Here is an 18,723-nt window from a genome sequence, read left to right on the forward strand (position 1 = left end):
TGCCACACTCGCCGCCATTCAAGAAGCGGATGGGAGGCAGGCGTGTCGGAGAACGCAAACGGGCCGTTCAGGCTGACCAGGCGCCGCGTCATCGGTACGGGCGCCGCGGCCGTGACGCTGCTGGTGCACGAGCTGGCGCTGGCGATGCGGCCCTCCACGCCGCACGTGGCCGGCGCGCGGCCGCCGCTGCCGGGCAACCCGACACAGCCGACTGCGCCGCCCGGCGTGCCGGACTGGTCCGGCGGCCCCGGCAAGGCGCGGTTTCGCATCGACGGTCTTGCCAAGGTCACGGGCCAGAAGATCTATGCCCGCGACTTCCGCGCCGCCGACATGCCGCACTGGCCGCGCACCGAGCGCGTGGCCATGATCCTGCGCGCAACGAACCCGGGCCGCGTCTTCGCCGGGCTGGACCTCGGCGCGCTGGCCGGCACGGGCGTGCAGCCGCTGCTGGCCATCACGCAGGCGAAGCAGACGCCCATCAAGGGCTACACCGGGCCGCAGAGCGACCTGGCGGCGCTGAACCTGCAGCTGCCGTTCTCCACCGCCGGTGCCAACGGCATCAAGCAGCTGCTGGTGCCGGTGGGCGGTGCGCCGCAGTTCTACGGCCAGCCGGTGGCCATCCTGATCTTTGCGGACGGCAATGCCTACCGCGCCGCCAAGCGCGCGCTGCAGTTCCAGCCCGCCGTCGTGCAGATGGGCGAATTGCCGCCGGCGCCGCAGCCGGCGTGGGTGACGGCCTATAGCCCGGCCACCACGCTGACGCGTTATGACGCGCCGGGCACCGAACCCTTCTCGCAGGTGCAGGTGGGCTATGCGTCCGACCCCTTCCAGCCGGACACGTCCGCCCAGCCCTACAACAGCAAGGCCCGCGAACTGCGCCGGCGCATCGACGCCACGCTGCAGGCACCCAGCCCGCAGGTGCTGCAACTGGGTGGCAGCTACAGCACGCAGGTCTTGGACCCGATGTTCATGGAACCCGAGGCCGGCCTGGCCTGGCTGGACCGTTCGGGCAAGGACGCGGGCACGCTGCACCTGGTGCTGGGCACGCAGGCCACCAACGGCGACGTGCACGACAGCTTCACGATGTTCAGCAAGGACTGCCCCGTCAGCGTGAAGACGGTGGTGCTGAACTCCTGCTATCCGGGCGGCGGCTTCGGCGGGCGCGATGTGTCGACCTTCCCGGGGCTGCTGGGCGTCACGGCGGCGCTGGCCGACGGGCCGGTGCGCATCGCGCAGGACCGCTACGAGCAGTTCCAGGGCGGGCTCAAGCAGCTGGCCAGCAACATCACGCAGCGCATCGCGATGGATGCCAGGACCGGCAAGTTCCTGGCCTTCGGCAGCCAGCAGGTGCTGCCGTCCGGCGGGCAGAACAACTACAGCCAGTTCGTCGCGATGCTGGCGGGCTATTGCGGCCTCAGTGGCTACGACATCAAGCAGGCCTACGTGGACGCCATCGCCCAGCCCAGCACCGGCGTCGTGGCAGGCTCCATGCGCGGCTTCGGCGGGCCGCAGGCCAGCTTCGCGGTCGAGACGCTGGTGGACGAGGTGGCCGTGGCGCTCAAGCGCGACCCCATCGCGCTGCGCGAGGCCAACGCATTGCGCGAAGGCGACCGCACCATCACCGGCGCGCCGCTGGAGCAGCCCATGCGGCTGCACGAGATCTGCCGCCGCTCGCGCGAGCACGCGCTGTGGCGCGACCGCGAGGCGGTGAAGCGGCGCAAGGCGCGCGAGGGCATCCGCTACGGCGTGGGCTTCGCGCTGGCCAACCAGGCCTACGGCACCGGCAAGGACGGCGTGATGGCCGAGGTGGCGCTGGCACCCGACGGCCGGCTCACCGTGCGCAGCAACTGCGTGGACATGGGCAACGGCTCGGCGACCACGCTGGCCATCTCTACCGCCGGCTGGCTGGGCCGCAACGCGCACGACATCTTCATGGGCGACGTGGCCGGCTTCGGCGCGCTGGAGCTGAACAACGACAACACCGGCAACTGGAGCGACCCGCACTGGACCGCGTCGTTCGCGATGTCCAGCAGCGCCTGCCTGACGGCCTTCCACCAGGTGCACGTGACCGAACAGGCCGCGCGCGTGCTGTTCGAGGCCGGCCTGCTGCTGGCGGCGGCGCAGCTGTGGAACGTGCCGCTGGCGCAGATCCAGGGCAAGACGCGCTGGGAGGCCGGCCGGTTGGTGGCGGCGGGCCTGGCGCCACTGCCGCTGGCGGCGCTGGCCGCGCGCGTGCATCAGCGCGGGCTGACGGCAGCGGCCATGGTGCATGGCCTGTACGAAGGCGCGTGGGTGACGGCGAGCTATGCGGTGCCCGCTGGCGGTGTGCTGCGGCTGCCCATCGACGGTCTCTCGCTGCGCGCGGGCGGGCAGTCGCAATGGGCCTTCATCCAGCGCCAGGACCTGAAGCCGCCGCTGCCGCAGGCATCGCTGTACGGCCGCAGCCTGTACGCGCCTTCGGGCGCGCTGGTGGCGGTGGAGATCGAGCGTGGCAGCTTCGAGCCGCGTGTCGTGGCCGTGGAACTGCTGGTGGATGCCGGCAAGGTGCTGCAGCCAGACCTGCTGCTGGGCCAGGCCCAGGGCGGCGTGGCCATGGGCATCGGCTACGCGCTGCTGGAGAACCTGCCGCTGGAAGCGGGCGGGGCAGGCGACGGGCGCTGGAACCTGGATCGCTACCACGTGGCTTTGTCGGCGGATGTGCCGCTGGCGCGGCTGAACATCACGACGCTGGCGTCGGATGAGCCGACGGCCAAGGGCATCGCCGAGGCGGTGCTGTGTCCCATCGCGCCGGCCATCGGCAATGCGATTGCGCATGCGACGGGGAAACGGTTTCGGGCGTTGCCGATCACTGCCGCCGACATCGGGAAGGCGTTGGCATGAGCACCAGCTGCGAGAAACCGAGCCGGGAGTTCGCCCCGGCGGGCGACCTACTTTCTGAGCGACCAGAAAGTAGGCAAAGAGTCGCCCCCGCTCCGTCGCCCCTTCGCTGCGCTGCGGGGTTCCCTGCGATGCTCGAAGCCCAGGGCCGCGCTGAACTCGCGCCGCTACGCTCTGCTCAAACAGTCATCGCGAAGTCAGTGCTTGAAGCGCGCTGCGCACGCGCCCTGGGCTCCTGCGCTTCTCGGCTCCTCCAAAGGGGTGTGAAGGGAACAGCCAACAGCCAGAAGCCAACTGCCTCGTCTCGGAGACGCAGTGTCACTCGCGCACGCCGTCCGGTGGACGTATTTCCTCTTCCCCCCTTTAGCCCCGCCGAGGAACGGAAGGCCTTGAAGGCGTGCGCGCAGCGCACTTCAAGAACTGACTCCGCACGGCTGTTTGAGCAGAGCGTAGCGGCGCGAGTTCCGGGCGGGCCTTCAAGGTCTGACGTACTGAGGCAGGACCGAGCACAGCACCTGCGTGCTGTGCGACGCCTGGCGAAGGACTTGCCGCATGCAAGCGGCAAGGCACGCAGGGCACCCCGAGCAACGCGAGGGGCGGGGCGGCCGGGGGCGGTTTCTTTGCTTACTTTCTTGGGCGTCCAAGAAAGTGAGTCGCCCGCCGGGGAGAACTCCCGGCTGGGCCTTGCCACAAACACAAATCAACGAGAGGCCTGCCAATGACCGACCTCGTCAAAGTCCAATTCCACGTCAACGGACGACCCGTCGATACCAAGGTTCCTACCGACCTCCCCCTCGTCGACTTCCTCCGCGAGGAGCTGGGCCTCAGCGGCACGCGCCTGTGCTGCGGCATCGGCGTCTGCAAGGCCTGCACCGTGGCTGCCCGCCGCGCCCCAAGCAGCCAGGCCCAGCCCATGCTGGCTTGCTCCACGCCCGTGGCGCTGTTGCAAGGCCAATCCATCACGACGGTGGAGGGCACGGGCAGCATGGAGAAGCCGAGCGCCGTGCAGCAGGCCTTCCTGGATCACTTCGCGTTCCAGTGCGGCTATTGCACGCCGGGCTTCGTCATGGCCACCGAGATGCTGCTGGGCCGCTTGCGCGCGCAGCCCATCCGGCGCGACCAGCTCGACGCGGCCATCGAGGACGCCGTGGGCCAGCACATCTGCCGCTGCACCGGTTACGCCCGCTATCACCAGGCGATACGGGCCGTCGTGCTGGCGGAGAAAGGGCTGGTGACCGCATGAGAGCGTTCGTGCTGCTCCTGCTGCTGGCCGGCACCGCCCGGGCCGAGACGCTGTTCGAGTACGGCCGCCAGTGCGCCGCCCAGATCAGCGAGATCCCGGCCTTCAGCTGCATGGCCGGCGAGGAGATTCCCATCACCGTGGACGGCGGCAAGCCCGTGCCCGCCGAGCACGCGCCCGCGCGCTGCGACCGGCCATCGCTGCTGCCGCAGCACGACGAAGGCAGCCAGGGTCAGTGCGTGCCCGGCAGCCGGGCCCTCGTGCTGCGCGACGACAAGACCGCGCAGATCAGCGCCATCTGCCGCAAGCAGGTGGCGCGGGCCCAGGGCAGCCATCTGTTCGACGAGATCAACGTCATCTCGCACAGCCTGAAGGACGGCAAGACCTGCTGGTTCACCGCCAAGGCCAAGGCACCTCTGAGCAAGGACAAAGGCATCGATGGCCGCTGGGTGCCGTCGCCCAGCACGCTGACGCGCAAGCCCCAGCCGCCCAGCCCCGAGGGCGTGGCCGCGCTGCCGGCCGACAAGGTCTGGCAGACGCCGCACCAGGTCGCGTGGACGCAGCCCGCCTGCATCAATTGCCACGACAGCGGGCCGTTCATGTACTCGCCCTACATCGCGCAGACGACGCAGCTGCCGGGCGACCCGTTCGGCTTCTACCAGCCCAAGGCGATTGGCGAGGACTTCAAGAAGGCCTGGGCGCGCTTGAACGCCTTCGGCATCACGACGCGTGGCAATACCTGCACGGCCTGCCACCGCATGGGCAACATGAACTCCTGCAAAGTCGCGATGGACCAATCCACAGGGAGCGGCCATCAGCAGGGCGGGAATGAATGGTCCAAGAAGTTCCCGCAGTCGCACTGGATGAGCCCCGGCAACCTGCACAGTCAGGCGCAGTGGAACGAGCAGTTCGCCGACAGCCTGAAGAAGTTGGCGGCGTGCTGCGAGGATCCGAAAGGGCCGGGGTGTCGGGTGGTGGAGTACGGGCCCAAGCCTGCAAAGCGGTAAGCCATGCGAGCGTCCGGCATCCTGCGGTCCTGGAATGAAGAGCGAGGCTTCGGCTTCGTTGCGCCGGAGCGCGGCGGCCCGGCGCTGTTCGTGCACATCAGCGCGTTCCCCCGCGATGGCTCCAAGCCTGTGGTGGGCGAGACGGTCAGCTTCGAGCTGGGCCGTGGCCCCGATGGGCGCATGCAGGCGGTTAAGGTCGCGCGCAGTATGGTGGGCGGTGATGCAACCCCTCGTCGTTTGGCGTCGTCAGCGCCACGGCGAAGCGGATCCAGCTTGCTCGGAACGGTCGTGCTGATGTTGGCTGTGCTGGTGGCTGGCGGCTGGGGGTACAGGCACTACAAGGACAGCAACCGGCAGCAGCGGGCAGACGTGCCGGTCGCACCGCGGGAGCAGTCCGCAGCGCCCATCCAGAGCTTCCGGTGCGACGGTCGCGCGCACTGTTCGCAGATGACGTCCTGCGCCGAGGCGACCTGGTTCATCAACAACTGTCCGAACACCCAGATGGACGGAAACGGTGACGGCGTGCCCTGTGAACAGCAGTGGTGCATGGCACCCGGGGCACGCTGAGTCAACTCAACAAGTCGTACTTCCCACCCCGCTCCAGCGCTTGCTTGTACGCCGGCCGTGCATGAATTCGGTCAAGGAACGCCTTCAGCTTCGGATAGGCGCTCATGTCGGCCCCGCGTGACGCGGCAGCCTCGATGGGAAAGCTCATCTGTACGTCCGCCGCCGAGAACTCGGCGCCGGCAAACCAGGGCCGTGCGGCCAGCTCGCCTTCCAGGAATTTCAGCTGCCGATCAATGTTGGGCTGCACGAAGGTGCTGAGCACCTTGCCGGCAATGCTCTTCGCAATGGGCTTGATGAAGAACGGTGCGGGCGCGCGCTTGACCTTGTTGAACACCAGCTTCATGACCAGCGGCGGCATGGCCGAGCCTTCGGCGAAGTGCATGAAGTAGCGGTAGTGCAGCAGCGCCTGTTCGTCCGTGGGCTTGAGCCGGCCCTGGCCGTACTTGTCCACCAGGTACTCCAGGATGGCGCCGCTCTCGGCCACCGTCAGCGCGCCGTCGGTGATGACGGGGCTCTTGCCCAGCGGATGGACCTGCTTCAGCTCCGGCGGCGCCAGCGAGGTCTTGGCATCACGCTGGTAGTGCTTGATGTCGTAGGGCAGGCCCAGCTCTTCGAGCAGCCACAGCACGCGCTGCGAGCGGGAGTTGTTGAGGTGGTGGACGGTGATCATGCGAGCCAGTTTAGGCAGTGACGCTCGCGCTGTGCGTCACTGCGTTGACAGCTCGCTCAAGCCGCCTTGGCGGCCACGGCCTCGTCGTCCGGCGCCAGCAGCCGCCCGAACGCCAGCTTCACCATCAGCAGCCCCACGCCCGCGGCGGCCACCAGCGCGGCGTGCAGCAGCCAGAAGTTGGAGCCCTGCATCACCTCCAGCAGCCCGGCCAGCCAGCCGACGAAGATGTTGCCGATGAACAGGTGCAGGTAGTAGATGCCCAACATCACGCCCTGGTAGCCGCGCGGCGCCACGCGCGAGTACAGCGCCAGGCCCACCGGCATGATGTTGGCGAAGCCGATGTTGTTGACCGTCGAGTACGCGAACGACCACAGGATGCTGATGCGCCCGCTGCCTTCCTGCAGCGCCAGCGCCGGGATCATCAGCAGCGCCGGTGCGCAGGCGGCGACGAAGCAGCCCAGCGCCATCTTCGTGATCTCGTCGGGCTCGCGGCGGCCTGAGCTGGGTGTGGCCCACCAGCGCCAGAACCACAGAGATGCCAGCATGGTGCCCGTGCTGGTCAGCGCGTCCACGGCCTGCAGCCAGGTCACGGGCACCGTGAAGCCGGCCACCACCATGTCCATGTGCTGCTGCGACCACAGCGGAAAACCGTTGTGGTACTGCTGGTTGCCGACGATGGACAGCATCAGGATGGGCAGGATGGCCACCAGCAGCGCCACCTGCAGCAGGCCGCGCCTGCCGATGGGCGGGTGCTCCTCAGCCTGTGCCTTCGCGTTGCCGCGCGGTGCCTCGGGCGGCAGCCAGCGCCGGCCCGCCAGGTAGACGAACAGCCCGATCAGCATGCCCACGCCGGCGGAGCCGAAGCCCCAGTGCCAGCCCACCTTCTCGCCCAGCGTGCCGCAGACGATGGGGGCGGCGATGACGGCGATCTGCACCGCCAGCATGAAGATCTGGAAGGCGCTGGCGCGGCGCTTGTCGCCCGGCGCGTAGAGGTCGCCCACCTGCGCGGCGATGTTGCCCTTGAACGCGCCCACGCCCAGCAGCAGGCAGCCCAGCGCCGGCAGCAGCAGCATCTCGAACGCCATCAGGAAATGGCCGGCGGCCATCAGCAGCGCGCCGAGCACGACGGTCTTGGTGCGGCCCAGCCAGCGGTCGGCGATCAGCCCGCCGAAGATGGGCGTCAGGTAGACGAGGCCCACGTACAGCCCGAACACGGCCGACGCCAGCTGCTGCGGCGAACGCGGGCCGGTGACGTTCTCGATGGCGGCGCGCAAAGCATCCATGCCGGCCACGTTGCCGATGTTCTCGGGCATGAACAGGTAGTTGCTGAGGTACAGCACCAGCAGCGCCTGCATGCCGTAGTAGCTGAAGCGCTCCCACAGTTCGCAGAAGGACAGCCAGCCCAGGCCGGCGGGGTGGCCCAGGAAGGCGCGGTCGTGGCGGGCGCGCAGGTCGCTGGTGGCGGCCATGTCGCTCGCGGAAGAGGTGACGGTGGTCAAGACAGGTTCCAGGTCTTTTCAGGAAGCCGTGACTGTCCCTGCCCGCGCGCTTGCTGGCAATGCGCAATCGCCCCGGGTGGCGGCAGTCACGGGCGACGCGGGGTTCTGGTGCAATGCGGCGCTGAACAGGGGGATCGCATGGACATCGACGTCAACAGCAGCAACACCTCCGGCCAGGGCCTGGCCAGCCAGGTGCCGCCGGAGATCCGCCGCTGGAACTGGGGTGCCTTCCTCCTCAACTGGATCTGGGGCATAGGCAACAACGTGCTGCTGGCGCTGCTCGTGTTCGTGCCCTTCTTCGGCTTCATCTGGATGTTCGTCGTCGGCGCGCGTGGCAATGAATGGGCCTGGCGCAACAAGCGCTGGGACAGCGTGGCGCATTTCCAGGCCACGCAGCGCCGCTGGGCTCGCTGGGGTGTGGTCGTCTGCGTCGCGTTCATCGCGCTGGCCTGCCTGGGTGTGCTGGGCATCGGCCGGCTGCTGAAGGATTCCGAGGCCTACAAGCTTGCACAGCTGCGGCTGGACGCCGACACGCGCATCGCCGAGATCATCGGCCAGCCCATCTCCACCGGCTTCCCCATGGGCCAGATCCACATCTCCGGCCCGCGCGGCACGGCCAGCCTGTCGTTCAGCGCCGAAGGCCCCAAGGGCAGCGGTACGGTCTTCGTCGAGGCGACCAAGGACCTGGGCGTGTGGAAGATCAACCGCATGGCGTTCGAGGAAGACAGCACGGGGCGGCGCATCGACCTGTCGCCGGAGCCCTCCGACGATCGTGAGGACGGCACCGTATGAGCACGCGCATCCTCGTCACCGGCGGCACCGGCTACATCGCCGGCGTGCTGATCCGGCAGCTGCTGGCCAGCGGCTGGACGGTGCACACCACGATGCGCGACCGCAAGCGTGAGCCCGCACTGCGGCAGCTGCTGGGCTTGAAGGCGGGTGACGAGCGGCTGCGCTGCTTTGCGGCCGACCTGCTGCGCGACGCCGGCTGGGCCGAGGCAGCTACCGGCTGCAGCCACATGGCCCATGTCGCGTCGCCGCTGCCGGTGGGCGTGCCGCGCGATGCCAACGAGCTCATTGTTCCGGCCCGCGATGGCGCGCTGCGGGCGCTGAAGGCCGCGCGCGATGCGGGCGTGCAGCGGGTCGTGATGACCTCCTCCGTGGCCGCCATTGCCTACGGCCACGGCCCGGGCGAGCACCGCTTCACCGAGCGCGACTGGACGCGGCTGGAGACGCCCGGCATCCCGGCCTATGTGCAGTCCAAGACGATTGCCGAGCGTGCCGCGCGCGACTGGGTGGCGCGCGAGGGCGGCGGGCTGGAGTTCTGCACCGTGAACCCGTCCGTCGTGCTGGGGCCGGTGGCCAGCGCCGACTACTCGGCCAGTGTGGTCATCGTGCAGAGCCTGCTGCAAGGCAGGGTGCCCGCGCTGCCGCGCATCGGCTTCGGCATCGTCGACGTGCGCGACGTGGCCGAGCTGCACTGGCGCGCGCTGACCGCGCCGGGCATGGCGGGCGAGCGCTTCATCGCCTGCGGCGGCTTCACGTGGCTGCGCGACATCGCGGCCGTGTTGCGCGAGGAACTGGGCGCGGACGCGCGGCGCGTGCCCACGCTGCAGTTGCCGGACTGGAGCGTGCGGCTGCTGGCCAAGCTCAGCCCCACGGTGCGCGCTGCGGCAAGTGAGCTGGGCACGGTGCGGCACCAGGATTCAAGCCATGCGCGGGAGGTGCTGGGCTGGGTGCCGAGGACGCCGAGGGAGGGGATCCTCGCGACCGCGAAGGATTTGATCGCGCTGGGTGTCGTGGCGCGCTGAGCCGCCATTCGGGCCTCATTCGCAGCGCAGCTTTCGATACGCCGCACGCAGATCAAGCAGGCGCTGTTGCGCCGCTGCCAGCTCGGAATCGGCCTTGGCCGTGCTCTCCGCTGCCTCAGCCGCAGGAAGCTGTTGATCCAGGATTCGGCATTGCCTTTGTGCATCTGGGCTCAAGCGTTGTCGCCGTCCGGCCTGGTCGAGCTGCTTCGCATCCATGCCGGTCACGGGTTTGACCATCTCGGCAAAGCCCTCGCGCAGATGCTCTCTGCGCACGTCCTGCCCTTGCAACTGCTTCCCGGTGGACTTGTTCATTCCACGGGTTGGTTCGACCTCCAGCTTCTTCGCTCCCAGACAGGGCGAGTCGGAGTAGTTGACCTTGCCGCCATCCTCGCACCGGTAGACCGTGCGGCTGGGCGGTGGCAAGGTCTGCGCAACGACGGCCGAGCAGCCCAGCAACGCGAGGAAAGGCAGAAGTTTCATGGTCGACCCGAAGCAGCGACCGCGCAATGCTAGCCGGCGCTAACGACCCCGCCGCTGCCACAAAGGCCGCTTGCCCTTCAACTGCCGCTCGATGCCGTCGTTGAGCCGCCCGCGCAGGTCGATGACCGCCTCCACGTGGCCGTAAACGCCCGGGAAGCGCAGGTCCAGCCACAGCCACAGCGTGCAGATGCGCAGCGCCTGCTCCATGCGGTCCAGCCGGCCGTGCTGGTCGTACTCGTCGAGGAAGTGCGGGTCGCCGGCCTGGCCGGTGCGCGCATGGTTCGTCGCCCACCCGGCGAACTGGTCCACCAGCATGGGCAGGCGCGAGTCCACCGGCGCCTGTGCGTACTTGAAGCGCTCGTTCAGCGGCAGCGCGCTGGCGTTGCGGTCCAGCATCTCGGCCAGCTCCAGCATCTGCTCCAGCTCGGCGACGGCGAAGTGCGCGTCGTCCAGGCGCAGCTGCTGCATGAAGATGCTCAGCACCGCGTACAACTTGTTGACGCCCATGCGCTGCGAGATGGTCTGCACATGGCGCCAGTTGGGCGCCACCGGCGCCTTGAAGTCGCGCGGCGCGCGCGGCTCCTTGGGCAGCTGCTGGCGCAGGATCTTCATTGCCTCGGCCTCGGCCTCCTTCAGCACGCTGACGAAGCCCTCGTCGTGCATGCCGTAGCGGCCCGCGCGGCCGGCGATCTGGTGTACCTCGCTGACGCTGAGCTCGCGGTCGCCCACGCCATCGAACTTGGTCAGCGTGGAGAACAGCACGCGGCGGATGGGCAGGTTCAGGCCCATGCCGATGGCGTCGGTGGCCACCAGCACGTCGCTGGCGCCCACGGCAAAGCGCTCGGCCTCGCGGCGGCGCACCTCGGGCGGCAGCGCGCCGTAGATGACGCTGACGTTGTGCCCGCCCTGCGCGATCTGGTCGCGCAGCATCAGCACGTCGCGGCGGCTGAAGGCCACCACGGCGTCGCCTGCATGCAGGTGCGTCATCGGCACCGGCGCCGGCATCAGCTGCACCTGCTGCTTGCGCTCGAACACGCGGCGCTCGGGCTTCTCGCCGCACAGCTGCAGCAGCCGCTCGATGGCCGGCGCGGCATAGGCCGACGCGATGATGATGACCTCGCGCGCCGGCACGCCGACGATGGCCTGGGTCCATGCCCAGCCGCGCGAGTCGTCGAAGATCATCTGCGCCTCGTCGATGACGGCCACGTCGATGACATCGCGCGTGTTGACCATCTCGATGGTGCTGCTGACGACGCGGGCGTTTTCCGCCGGCACGCTCTCCTCGCCGGTCAGCAGCGAGCAGGGCACGCCGCGGCCTACCAGGCGGTCGCGGCCCTCCAGCGCCAGCAGCCGCAGCGGTGCGAGGTAGGCGCCGTCCAGCGCCTGCGCCAGCCGCTCGAAGGCCGAATAGGTCTTGCCGCTGTTGGGCGGGCCCAGGTACAGCGTCACCTTGCGGCCCAGCTTGCGGGCGGCGTCGAAGCTGTCCGGGTAGCCCTGAAAGGCCAGCTCGCGGCCCAGGCTGGCCAGCGTCGATTGCTCCTCGACCTGCTGCTCCCAGCGGTCCTGGGCGCGCGTCAACGCGGCCTTCAGGTCGGCGTACGGCATGGGCACGCCGCATTCGGCCTGCAGTCGCGGCAGCAGCGATGCGAGCTGGGCCGAGTCGCCCATGGCCTCGCTGCGCGCGACCAGGTGGTTCAGGTGCAGCGTCAGCTCGGCCTGGTACGAATACTCGGGTGCCTGGCCCAGCGCATGCCGCAGCGCGGCCGTATCGCCGTCGCGGAAGAAGGCCCACACGGGCTCCTCCGGCACCGGCACGCGGTGCGACAGGTCGATGCGCCAGCCCTCATGCGTCAGAGTGATCGGGTGGATGCACAGCCGCGTGAACACCAAACATTCGCGGCGCAGGCCCAGGCTTTCCAGCTGGTGCAGGCGCTGCTGCAGCTGCGAGCGCAGCATGTTGGCCAGCGGTGTGGCGGCCAGCTGGGCCAGCGCCACGGGGATGTGCGCCGGCAGGATCCAGCGGCTGGGCCGCGCGCCACCTGCGGCCTTGGACACCTGGATCGCGCCCAGGCGCTCCAGCGCGTCATCGGTGCCGTCGTCCAGGTCCGACGGCGTCAGCACCTGCGGCAGCGCATAGGCGGCCTGGCGGATGCGCGCCCAGTCTTCAGGCGCGAGGTCGGCCGGCAGTCGGCTGGCGTGGCGGGGCTGGGGGAGGGGAAAGGCCGGCGCGGGCGGCTTGGCGGGCTTGTTCTGAGGGACTTCTGCGTTCACGGGGGAAGTGGAACACAGCGGGCGCCTCTAGTAGCCCTTGGCCTTGAGCCGGAACGCCTTGCCGCCCACGTCGGGGTCGTCGCCGAACGAAGCGTCCACCCAGGCGCCGCGGTCGGGCGGGCCGACGTTGAAGGAGAACACGCCTTGCTGCAGCCTCAGGTCTGGTGCCAGGCGGGTTTGCGGAGAGAAGCACATCAGGGCGGACTTGACGGTCACGCCGGTGAACTCCGTGCTTCCGTGCTTCACCAGATAGCCGCACAGCCTCACGGACGGCTCGTCGTCGGGGTGGTGGCAGCGTTTCTCGAACAACTGCTCGGGCGAGTCGTTGAAGCCCCGCCCCCACGCCGTGCGGAAGACGATTTCCTTGACTTCGCCGGGCCGCACCGAGGTCACGAAGCTATGCAGCACGCGGCAGAAAGCCGGGTCGGTGGTTGTCTGCGCTGAAGCCGCCGACGCAGCAAGCATGGCCAGCACGGCCGCAAGCCAACGCCCGAACATGACCAGCCCGCTCGGGAGCCGTCAGGCTGCCTTGCGGTCTGTGCTGCGGCTCAGCAAGGCCTTCAGATGCCGGCAGACGTTCTCGCCCGTCGTCGTCAGGCGCAGCGAGCCACCGTGCCATTCCATCCAGTGCAGGGCGATGTAGTCGTCGACAAAGCCCTCCGCGATCTCGGCCGCGCGTCGCTGCTTGAGCAGGCTGACGGTGGCGAGCAATTCATCGCGAAGCACGTCGCGTCGCGTTGCTGCGGGGAGCGAAGCAGATAGAGCCATCGAGATCTCCGGAAGAAACCGTCATGCACAGACTTCGGGGCGAAGTGGAACACAGGCTGAGGGCATCCGCGTGTCAGCAGCGCGAAATCGTGCGGGCGCAGGCGCGTGGTTTGCCGGTCTTCACTTGCCCATGACAAGCTCCATCGCTTCGGAGGTCCGCATGCCACGAGACATCAAGGTCGTCAGCGAAACCGTCGTCGCCCCGGCACAGACGGTCTACGAGTTCGCCCGCCAGCGAGAGAACCTGCACCGCTGGGCGTCGGGCCTGGCGTCGGCCCACATCGAGCAGGCCGGCGACCACTGGGTGGCCGATTCGCCGATGGGCCGCATCCAGATCCGCATGGCACCGCGCAACGATTACGGCGTGCTGGACCACGACGTGACGACGCCGGACGGCACGACGACGCACAACGCGTTCCGCGTCACGCCGGTGGATGAGGGGTGTGCGTTGACGTTCGTGGTGTTGCGGGCGGCTGGGGCGGATGACGAGGCGTTCGAGCGGGACGCCGCGCAGGTGCTGACGGACCTGCGCGCCTTGAAAGCCTTGGTGGAGTGAGGCGCGCATGGCGCTGCTGACATCGGTTGTCCGCAGCCACCCACAGAATCCATCCCCCGAGTTCCGCCCCGCTCCACTCAATGCGCCTGCAAGCTCTGACCGTCGCCCTGATCCTGGGGTGCTTCTCCTTCGCTGAGACGCATGCCGCCACGCCCACCGAGCGCCTGGCCGACCTCGCCACCCGCTACTACGACGCCCGTGCCGGCTTCGAGCCGCTGGGGGCCACCGAGAACGGTGACAACCGCTTCGACGACCAGCTGGCCATCGACATCGCGCCGGCCGAGCGGGCCAAGCGCTTCGCCGCATGGCGTGGCTTTCTGAAGGAGTTGCAGGCGCTGCCCGCGGCCAGCCTGCCGCCGGAGCAGCGGCTCAACCGCGAGCTGCTGGAGCAGCAGCTGCTCGACCGGCTGGCCTTCGAGCGCTTTCCCGATCACCTGCTGCCGCTGCACCACATGGGCGCCACGCCGCTGCAGCTGGCCTTCTACGGCGGCGGCGAGGCCGGCCAGCCTTTGAAGACGGCCGCCCAGCTGGACGCCTATCTGAAGCGCGTGGCCCGGCTGCCGGCCTGGTGCGACCAGGCCATCGCCAACCTGCGCGAAGGCATGAGGCGCGGGGTCGTGCAGTCCGGGCCGGTGGTCGACGCGACGCTGCCGCTGCTGCGCAACCTGGCCAACGACGACGCCGACAAAAGCGCCTTCACGGCTCCCGTGCGGGCCATGCCAGCCGGCATCGCCCCCGACGACGCCGCGCGCCTGACCGTGGCCTATCGCCAGGAATGGACCGAGCGCGTCGCGCCCGCGCTGCGCCGGCTGGTCGCCTTCATCGAGGCCGACTATGTGAAGGCCGTTCGCCGCGACGCCATCGGCTGGGGCGCGCTGCCGGACGGCCGGGCCTGGTACCGCCAATGGGTGCGCGAGGCGACGACGACGGACATGACGCCGGAGCAGATCCACGCGCTGGGCCAGCAGGAAGTGGCGCGCATCCAGCGCGAGATCGCGCAGCTGGCGCCCAAGCTGGGCTTCACGGGTGATCCGCTGAAGAACGGTGGTCTGCTGGCCTGGGCGCGCAGCGACGCGCGCTTTCGGCCCTTCAAGACCGAGGCCGAGATCCTGGACCATTACCGCGCGCTGAACGCCCGTGTCGCGCCGCAGATGCCGAAGCTCTTCGGCCGCCAGCCGCGCATGGCGCTGGACATCCGGCCCGAGCCCGAGCTGACGCGGGCCACCGCGTCCGACCACTACACGGTGGGCCAGGCCGATGGCAGCGCGCCGGGCATCTTCTGGGCCGTCATCAATGATCCGGCGGCCTACAGCGTCACGACGATGACGGCGCTGTTCCTGCATGAAGGCCAGCCCGGCCATCACTTCCACCTGGGCCTGCAGCTGGAGATGCCGCTGCCGGACTTCCGCCGCCGTACGTGGATCAACGCCTATGGCGAGGGCTGGGCGCTGTACGCCGAGACACTGGGCCACGAGCTGGGCCTGTATGCCGACCCCGTGGCCTATGCCGGCGCGCTGCGTCTGGAGATCAGCCGTGCCGCGCGGCTGGTGGTGGACACCGGCCTGCACGCCAAGGGTTGGAGCCGTGGGCGGGCGTTGCAGTACTGGATGGACGTGACCGGCGCCAGTGAGCAGCAGGCCGCGGCGCAGATCGACCGCTACCTGGCCTGGCCGGGCCAGGCGCTGGGCTACAAGATCGGCTCGCTGAAGATCCAGGAACTGCGCCGCCGCGCGGAGCAGAAACTGGGCGCGAAGTTCAGCCTTGCGGCCTTCCACGACCAGGTGCTGGGTGAGGGTGCCATGCCGTTGGCGGTGCTGGAGAAGCGCATCGATGCGTGGATCGCCGCGCAGGCGCGCTGAGACAGGCATGAGCATGCGCCGCCTTCGCTACAACGTCGCCTGCAGCCTGGATGGCTTCATCGCCGACCCGGACGGTGGCTACGACTGGATCGTCGACGACAAGAGCATCGACTTCGACGCCCTCTACGCCCAGTTCGACACCTTCGTCATGGGCCGCAAGACCTGGGAGGTCATGCAGGCCATGGGTGATGCGAATCCGCTGCGCTGCAAGCGTGTCATCGTCGCGTCGCGCACGCTGGCCGAGGGCGACGGCCTGACCGTGGTGCGAGACGGCATCGAGCACGTCGTGGCCACCCTGAAGGCCGAGCGCTCGGACCGCGACATCTGGCTGTTCGGCGGCAGCCAGCTGGCCGGCGCGCTGTTCGCGGCAGGCCTGGTGGACCGCGTCGAGACCGCTGTGATGCCGGTGATGTTGACGCGCGGCATCCCGCTGCTGCCGGCCGGTGCGCAGTGCAGGCTCGCGCTTGTATCAGCGCAGAGTCTGACCAGCGGCATCCAGATGCTGGTCTACGACGTGCAGAGCTGACCCTGACCGGCTACAGGTCGGGGTTGCGCTTTACCCAACAGTTCGAGTATTCTAGAAATATGGATGAACAAGATGTCGTCAAAGCCCTCGCCGCGCTGGCCCAGCCGGTGCGTCTGAAGGTGTTCCGCGCGCTGGTGGTCACAGGCGAGGCAGGCCTGACGCCCGGCACGATGGCCGAAGGCTTGGGCATGCCGGCCAACACCCTGTCCTTCCACCTGAAGGAGCTGGTCAACGCCGGTCTGGTGACGCAGGAGCGTTCCAGCCGCAACCTCATCTACCGGGCGGCCTATGAGCGCATGGATGCCGTGCTGGGCTATCTCACCGAGAACTGCTGCCAGGGCGCCAGCTGCGCCGTGCCCGCCAAATCTTGCTGCTGAACCAGGAGACCTCATGAAGCGCTTCCATGTACACGCCCACGTCGAGAACCTGCAGGCCAGCATTGCCTTCTACGCCAAGCTCTTCGGCGCCGCGCCCACGCGGCAGGAGAGCGACTACGCCAAGTGGATGCTGGACGACCCGCGCATCAACTTCGCCATCTCGACGCGCGGCGGCAAGCCGGGAGTGGACCACCTCGGCATCCAGACCGACAGCGAGGAAGAACTCGCCGAGCTGAAGGCCCAGGCGCAAGCCGCCGACATGAGCCTGCAGGACGAAGGCGAAACGAGCTGCTGCTACGCCCGCAGCGACAAGTACTGGGTGACCGACCCGCAAGGCATCGCCTGGGAGCAGTTCCACACGCTCGGCGATATCCCCACCTTCGGCGGCGAAGCCCAGCCTGCCGCCTCCGCCTGCTGCCCCGGCGCCGCGCCGCGCGGCAAGCCCGTCGCCATCGCCGTCAAACCTGCAGGCAGCTGCTACTGACCCAACGAGGCCCCCATGCCAGGCAAGACCTTCAACGTCCTTTTCATCTGCACCGGCAATTCGGCCCGCTCCATCATGGCCGAGGGCCTGATGAACAGCCTGTCGCAAGGGCGCTTCAAGGCCTGGTCGGCGGGCAGCCACCCGGCGCCTGCCGTCAACCCGCTGGCGCTGCAGACGCTGGCCAACCTCCACGTCCCGACAGACGGCTTCCGCAGCAAGAACTGGGACGAATTCGCCGCGCCCGGCACGCCCATCATGGACTTCGTGTTCACCGTCTGCGACTCGGCCGCAGGCGAGATGTGCCCGGTCTGGCCCGGCCAGCCCATGACGGCGCACTGGGGCGTGCCCGACCCGGCGGCCCTGCAGGGCAGCGAGGAGGTCAGGCTGCAGGCCTTCCGCGACGTGTCCGTCACCCTCAAGCGCCGCATCGAGCTGCTGCTGGCGCTGCCCCTTCACAAGCTCGAACCGCTGGCCATCCAGCACGAAATCCAACAGATTGGCACTCGTTGACCATGACCACCCACGTCCTCATCCTCTGCACCCACAACTCCGCACGCAGCGTGCTCAGCGAAGGCATGCTCAACCACTGGGCCCAGAAGCTCGGCAAGGACGTGCAGGCCCACAGCGCGGGCAGCGCGCCGAGCGGGCGCATCAACCCCTTCGCCGTCGAGGCCCTGCAGAACGCGGGCGTGGACACCAGCGGCTACTACAGCAAGAGCTGGGACAAATTCAGCGCGGACGGCGCGCCGCCGCTGTCCATCGTTATCACCGTGTGCGACAGCGCCGCGGCGGAGCAGTGCCCGGTCTTCTTCGGTGGCAATGGCCAACCCGTGAAGGTGCACTGGGGCTACCCGGACCCCTCCAACGCCGAGGGCGGCGATGAAGGCAGGCGCCGCGCCTTCGAGCTGACGCGCCAGGCCATCGGCTACCGCATGCTGCAGTTGCTGCAACTGCCTTTTGAAGAACTGAGCCAAGCCGAGCTGCAGCAGGCGCTGGTCGAGATCTACAGGAACTGAGCATGCGCCTCACCCGCAAGCTCCTCGCCGAGGGCCTGGGCACGGCCCTGCTGCTGGCCGTCGTCATCGGCTCGGGCGTCATGGCCGAGCGGCTGTCGGGCGGCAATGTGGCGCTGGCGCTGCTGGCCAACACGCTGGCGACGGTGGGCGGCCTGTACGTGCTGATCGAGGTCTTCGGGCCCGTCAGCGGCGCCCACTTCAACCCCGCGGTCAGCGCCGTGATGGCCTGGCGCGGCGAGCTGCCCCGGGCGGTGCTGCTGCCCTACGTCGCGGCGCAACTCTTCGGCGCGATGCTGGGCGCCTGGCTGGCGCACGCGATGTTCGACATGAGCCTGCTGCAGTTCTCCACCAAGCTGCGCGCGGGCACGGGCCAGTGGATAGCCGAAGCGGTCGCCACCTTCGGCCTGCTGCTCGTCATCCTGCGTGCGCCGCAGACGCGCGTGGCGGCCATGGTGGCGGCCTATATCGGCGCGGCCTACTGGTTCACCGCGTCCACGTCCTTCGCCAACCCGGCCGCCGTGTTCGGCCGCATGTTCAGCGACAGCTTTGCCGGCATCGCCCCCGCCAGCGCGCCGGGCTTCGTGCTGGCCGAGCTGGCCGGCGCGGCGCTGGCCGTGGCGGTGAACCGGCTGCTCTCCACGGAGGCCGCGACAGCTCGCGCTGCCTGACGCCCTCACCCGTCACGGGGCCTCGGCCCCGTTTCTCAAACCCAGAT

Annotated in this window: 20 protein-coding genes; 14 read left to right on the plus strand and 6 right to left on the minus strand. The window is 69.0% G+C overall.

Annotated elements, in window-relative coordinates; translation table 11 throughout:
* The first annotated feature begins 42 nt into the window (after positions 1-42).
* From J2X21_RS24675 to J2X21_RS24690, 4 genes are all read left to right on the plus strand, one after another.
* Positions 43-2,880, plus strand: a complete 2,838-nt coding sequence (locus tag J2X21_RS24675) for a xanthine dehydrogenase family protein molybdopterin-binding subunit (RefSeq protein ID WP_310332793.1) — start codon at positions 43-45, stop codon at positions 2,878-2,880.
* Positions 2,881-3,595: 715 nt separating this feature from the next.
* Positions 3,596-4,120 (plus strand): (2Fe-2S)-binding protein, encoded by a 525-nt coding sequence (locus tag J2X21_RS24680; RefSeq protein ID WP_310332794.1) that lies wholly within the window; start codon positions 3,596-3,598, stop codon positions 4,118-4,120.
* Between the two features lie 8 nt (positions 4,121-4,128).
* A complete protein-coding gene (locus J2X21_RS24685; RefSeq protein WP_310332795.1) occupies positions 4,129-5,124 on the plus strand; it encodes a hypothetical protein in 996 nt (331 codons plus the stop codon).
* A gap of 3 nt (positions 5,125-5,127) precedes the next feature.
* On the plus strand, positions 5,128-5,691 hold the full coding sequence (locus tag J2X21_RS24690) for a cold shock domain-containing protein (RefSeq protein ID WP_310332796.1): 564 nt from the start codon (positions 5,128-5,130) through the stop codon (positions 5,689-5,691).
* 1 nt (position 5,692) lies between these two features.
* Here J2X21_RS24690 and J2X21_RS24695 read toward each other — a convergent pair whose 3' ends face one another.
* Together J2X21_RS24695 and J2X21_RS24700 are read right to left on the minus strand one after the other, a co-directional pair.
* On the minus strand, positions 5,693-6,361 hold the full coding sequence (locus tag J2X21_RS24695) for a glutathione S-transferase family protein (RefSeq protein ID WP_310332797.1): 669 nt from the start codon (positions 6,359-6,361) through the stop codon (positions 5,693-5,695).
* Between the two features lie 56 nt (positions 6,362-6,417).
* Positions 6,418-7,860: a peptide MFS transporter gene (locus J2X21_RS24700; protein WP_310332798.1), complete on the minus strand. Its 1,443-nt coding sequence runs from the start codon at positions 7,858-7,860 to the stop codon at positions 6,418-6,420.
* Positions 7,861-7,998: 138 nt separating this feature from the next.
* On the opposite strand from J2X21_RS24700, the gene J2X21_RS24705 reads away from it, so the two are divergent.
* Together J2X21_RS24705 and J2X21_RS24710 are read left to right on the plus strand one after the other, a co-directional pair.
* Positions 7,999-8,652 carry a cytochrome c oxidase assembly factor Coa1 family protein gene (locus J2X21_RS24705; protein ID WP_310332799.1) on the plus strand — a complete coding sequence of 218 codons (654 nt, stop codon included), beginning with the start codon at positions 7,999-8,001 and terminating at the stop codon, positions 8,650-8,652.
* On the plus strand, positions 8,649-9,671 hold the full coding sequence (locus J2X21_RS24710; RefSeq protein ID WP_310332800.1) for an NAD-dependent epimerase/dehydratase family protein: 1,023 nt from the start codon (positions 8,649-8,651) through the stop codon (positions 9,669-9,671). The genes J2X21_RS24705 and J2X21_RS24710 overlap by 4 nt, the downstream gene beginning before the upstream one ends.
* A gap of 15 nt (positions 9,672-9,686) precedes the next feature.
* Here the strand turns inward: J2X21_RS24710 and J2X21_RS24715 are convergent, their stop codons facing one another.
* The 4 genes from J2X21_RS24715 to J2X21_RS24730 are packed head-to-tail and all read right to left on the minus strand — an operon-like array spanning position 9,687 to position 13,148.
* Positions 9,687-10,151, minus strand: coding sequence for a DUF4124 domain-containing protein (locus tag J2X21_RS24715; RefSeq protein ID WP_310332801.1), 465 nt, complete (start codon positions 10,149-10,151; stop codon positions 9,687-9,689).
* 39 nt (positions 10,152-10,190) lie between these two features.
* Entirely contained in the window at positions 10,191-12,422 is a 2,232-nt protein-coding gene (locus J2X21_RS24720) for a helicase-related protein (protein ID WP_310332802.1), read from the minus strand.
* A gap of 27 nt (positions 12,423-12,449) precedes the next feature.
* Complete coding sequence (locus J2X21_RS24725; RefSeq protein WP_310332803.1) at positions 12,450-12,920, minus strand: hypothetical protein; 471 nt, start codon at positions 12,918-12,920, stop codon at positions 12,450-12,452.
* A 21-nt stretch (positions 12,921-12,941) separates the two neighbouring features.
* Entirely contained in the window at positions 12,942-13,148 is a 207-nt protein-coding gene (locus tag J2X21_RS24730) for a hypothetical protein (protein ID WP_310332804.1), read from the minus strand.
* Between the two features lie 202 nt (positions 13,149-13,350).
* Between J2X21_RS24730 and J2X21_RS24735 the strand changes: the two genes are divergently transcribed.
* The 8 genes from J2X21_RS24735 (at position 13,351) to J2X21_RS24770 (ending at position 18,676) form a co-directional block, all read left to right on the plus strand.
* The gene (locus J2X21_RS24735) at positions 13,351-13,746 is read left to right on the plus strand and encodes an SRPBCC family protein (RefSeq protein ID WP_310332805.1); all 396 of its coding nucleotides are present in this window, start codon (positions 13,351-13,353) and stop codon (positions 13,744-13,746) included.
* Positions 13,747-13,826: 80 nt separating this feature from the next.
* On the plus strand, positions 13,827-15,605 hold the full coding sequence (locus tag J2X21_RS24740) for a DUF885 domain-containing protein (protein ID WP_310332806.1): 1,779 nt from the start codon (positions 13,827-13,829) through the stop codon (positions 15,603-15,605).
* Positions 15,606-15,618: 13 nt separating this feature from the next.
* A complete protein-coding gene (locus J2X21_RS24745) occupies positions 15,619-16,131 on the plus strand; it encodes a dihydrofolate reductase family protein (protein ID WP_310332807.1) in 513 nt (170 codons plus the stop codon).
* 59 nt (positions 16,132-16,190) lie between these two features.
* Positions 16,191-16,508 carry an ArsR/SmtB family transcription factor gene (locus J2X21_RS24750; RefSeq protein ID WP_310332808.1) on the plus strand — a complete coding sequence of 106 codons (318 nt, stop codon included), beginning with the start codon at positions 16,191-16,193 and terminating at the stop codon, positions 16,506-16,508.
* A 13-nt stretch (positions 16,509-16,521) separates the two neighbouring features.
* Positions 16,522-16,992: an ArsI/CadI family heavy metal resistance metalloenzyme gene (locus J2X21_RS24755; RefSeq protein ID WP_310332809.1), complete on the plus strand. Its 471-nt coding sequence runs from the start codon at positions 16,522-16,524 to the stop codon at positions 16,990-16,992.
* 15 nt (positions 16,993-17,007) lie between these two features.
* Positions 17,008-17,502, plus strand: coding sequence for an arsenate reductase ArsC (locus J2X21_RS24760; protein WP_310332810.1), 495 nt, complete (start codon positions 17,008-17,010; stop codon positions 17,500-17,502).
* 2 nt (positions 17,503-17,504) lie between these two features.
* Positions 17,505-18,008, plus strand: coding sequence for an arsenate reductase ArsC (locus J2X21_RS24765; RefSeq protein WP_310332811.1), 504 nt, complete (start codon positions 17,505-17,507; stop codon positions 18,006-18,008).
* Between the two features lie 2 nt (positions 18,009-18,010).
* A complete protein-coding gene (locus tag J2X21_RS24770) occupies positions 18,011-18,676 on the plus strand; it encodes an aquaporin (protein WP_310332812.1) in 666 nt (221 codons plus the stop codon).
* Positions 18,677-18,723 lie beyond the last annotated feature (47 nt).

It is taken from the genome of Roseateles asaccharophilus (assembly GCF_031458115.1).
GTDB lineage: Bacteria > Pseudomonadota > Gammaproteobacteria > Burkholderiales > Burkholderiaceae_C > Pelomonas > Pelomonas asaccharophilus_A.

What these genes read in the sequence shown, in the direction of transcription:
- J2X21_RS24690 (WP_310332796.1), top strand. Translation starts at nt 5,128, where the DNA reads ATGCGAGCGTCCGGCATCCTGCGGTCCTGGAATGAAGAGCGAGGCTTC.
- J2X21_RS24705 (WP_310332799.1), top strand. Translation starts at nt 7,999, where the DNA reads ATGGACATCGACGTCAACAGCAGCAACACCTCCGGCCAGGGCCTGGCC.
- J2X21_RS24710 (WP_310332800.1), top strand. Translation starts at nt 8,649, where the DNA reads ATGAGCACGCGCATCCTCGTCACCGGCGGCACCGGCTACATCGCCGGC.
- J2X21_RS24725 (WP_310332803.1), bottom strand. Translation starts at nt 12,920, where the DNA reads ATGTTCGGGCGTTGGCTTGCGGCCGTGCTGGCCATGCTTGCTGCGTCG.
- J2X21_RS24760 (WP_310332810.1), top strand. Translation starts at nt 17,008, where the DNA reads ATGCCAGGCAAGACCTTCAACGTCCTTTTCATCTGCACCGGCAATTCG.
- J2X21_RS24770 (WP_310332812.1), top strand. Translation starts at nt 18,011, where the DNA reads ATGCGCCTCACCCGCAAGCTCCTCGCCGAGGGCCTGGGCACGGCCCTG.
- J2X21_RS24750 (WP_310332808.1), top strand. Translation starts at nt 16,191, where the DNA reads ATGGATGAACAAGATGTCGTCAAAGCCCTCGCCGCGCTGGCCCAGCCG.
- J2X21_RS24765 (WP_310332811.1), top strand. Translation starts at nt 17,505, where the DNA reads ATGACCACCCACGTCCTCATCCTCTGCACCCACAACTCCGCACGCAGC.
- J2X21_RS24740 (WP_310332806.1), top strand. Translation starts at nt 13,827, where the DNA reads ATGCGCCTGCAAGCTCTGACCGTCGCCCTGATCCTGGGGTGCTTCTCC.
- J2X21_RS24755 (WP_310332809.1), top strand. Translation starts at nt 16,522, where the DNA reads ATGAAGCGCTTCCATGTACACGCCCACGTCGAGAACCTGCAGGCCAGC.
- J2X21_RS24715 (WP_310332801.1), bottom strand. Translation starts at nt 10,151, where the DNA reads ATGAAACTTCTGCCTTTCCTCGCGTTGCTGGGCTGCTCGGCCGTCGTT.
- J2X21_RS24695 (WP_310332797.1), bottom strand. Translation starts at nt 6,361, where the DNA reads ATGATCACCGTCCACCACCTCAACAACTCCCGCTCGCAGCGCGTGCTG.
- J2X21_RS24680 (WP_310332794.1), top strand. Translation starts at nt 3,596, where the DNA reads ATGACCGACCTCGTCAAAGTCCAATTCCACGTCAACGGACGACCCGTC.
- J2X21_RS24745 (WP_310332807.1), top strand. Translation starts at nt 15,619, where the DNA reads ATGCGCCGCCTTCGCTACAACGTCGCCTGCAGCCTGGATGGCTTCATC.
- J2X21_RS24735 (WP_310332805.1), top strand. Translation starts at nt 13,351, where the DNA reads ATGCCACGAGACATCAAGGTCGTCAGCGAAACCGTCGTCGCCCCGGCA.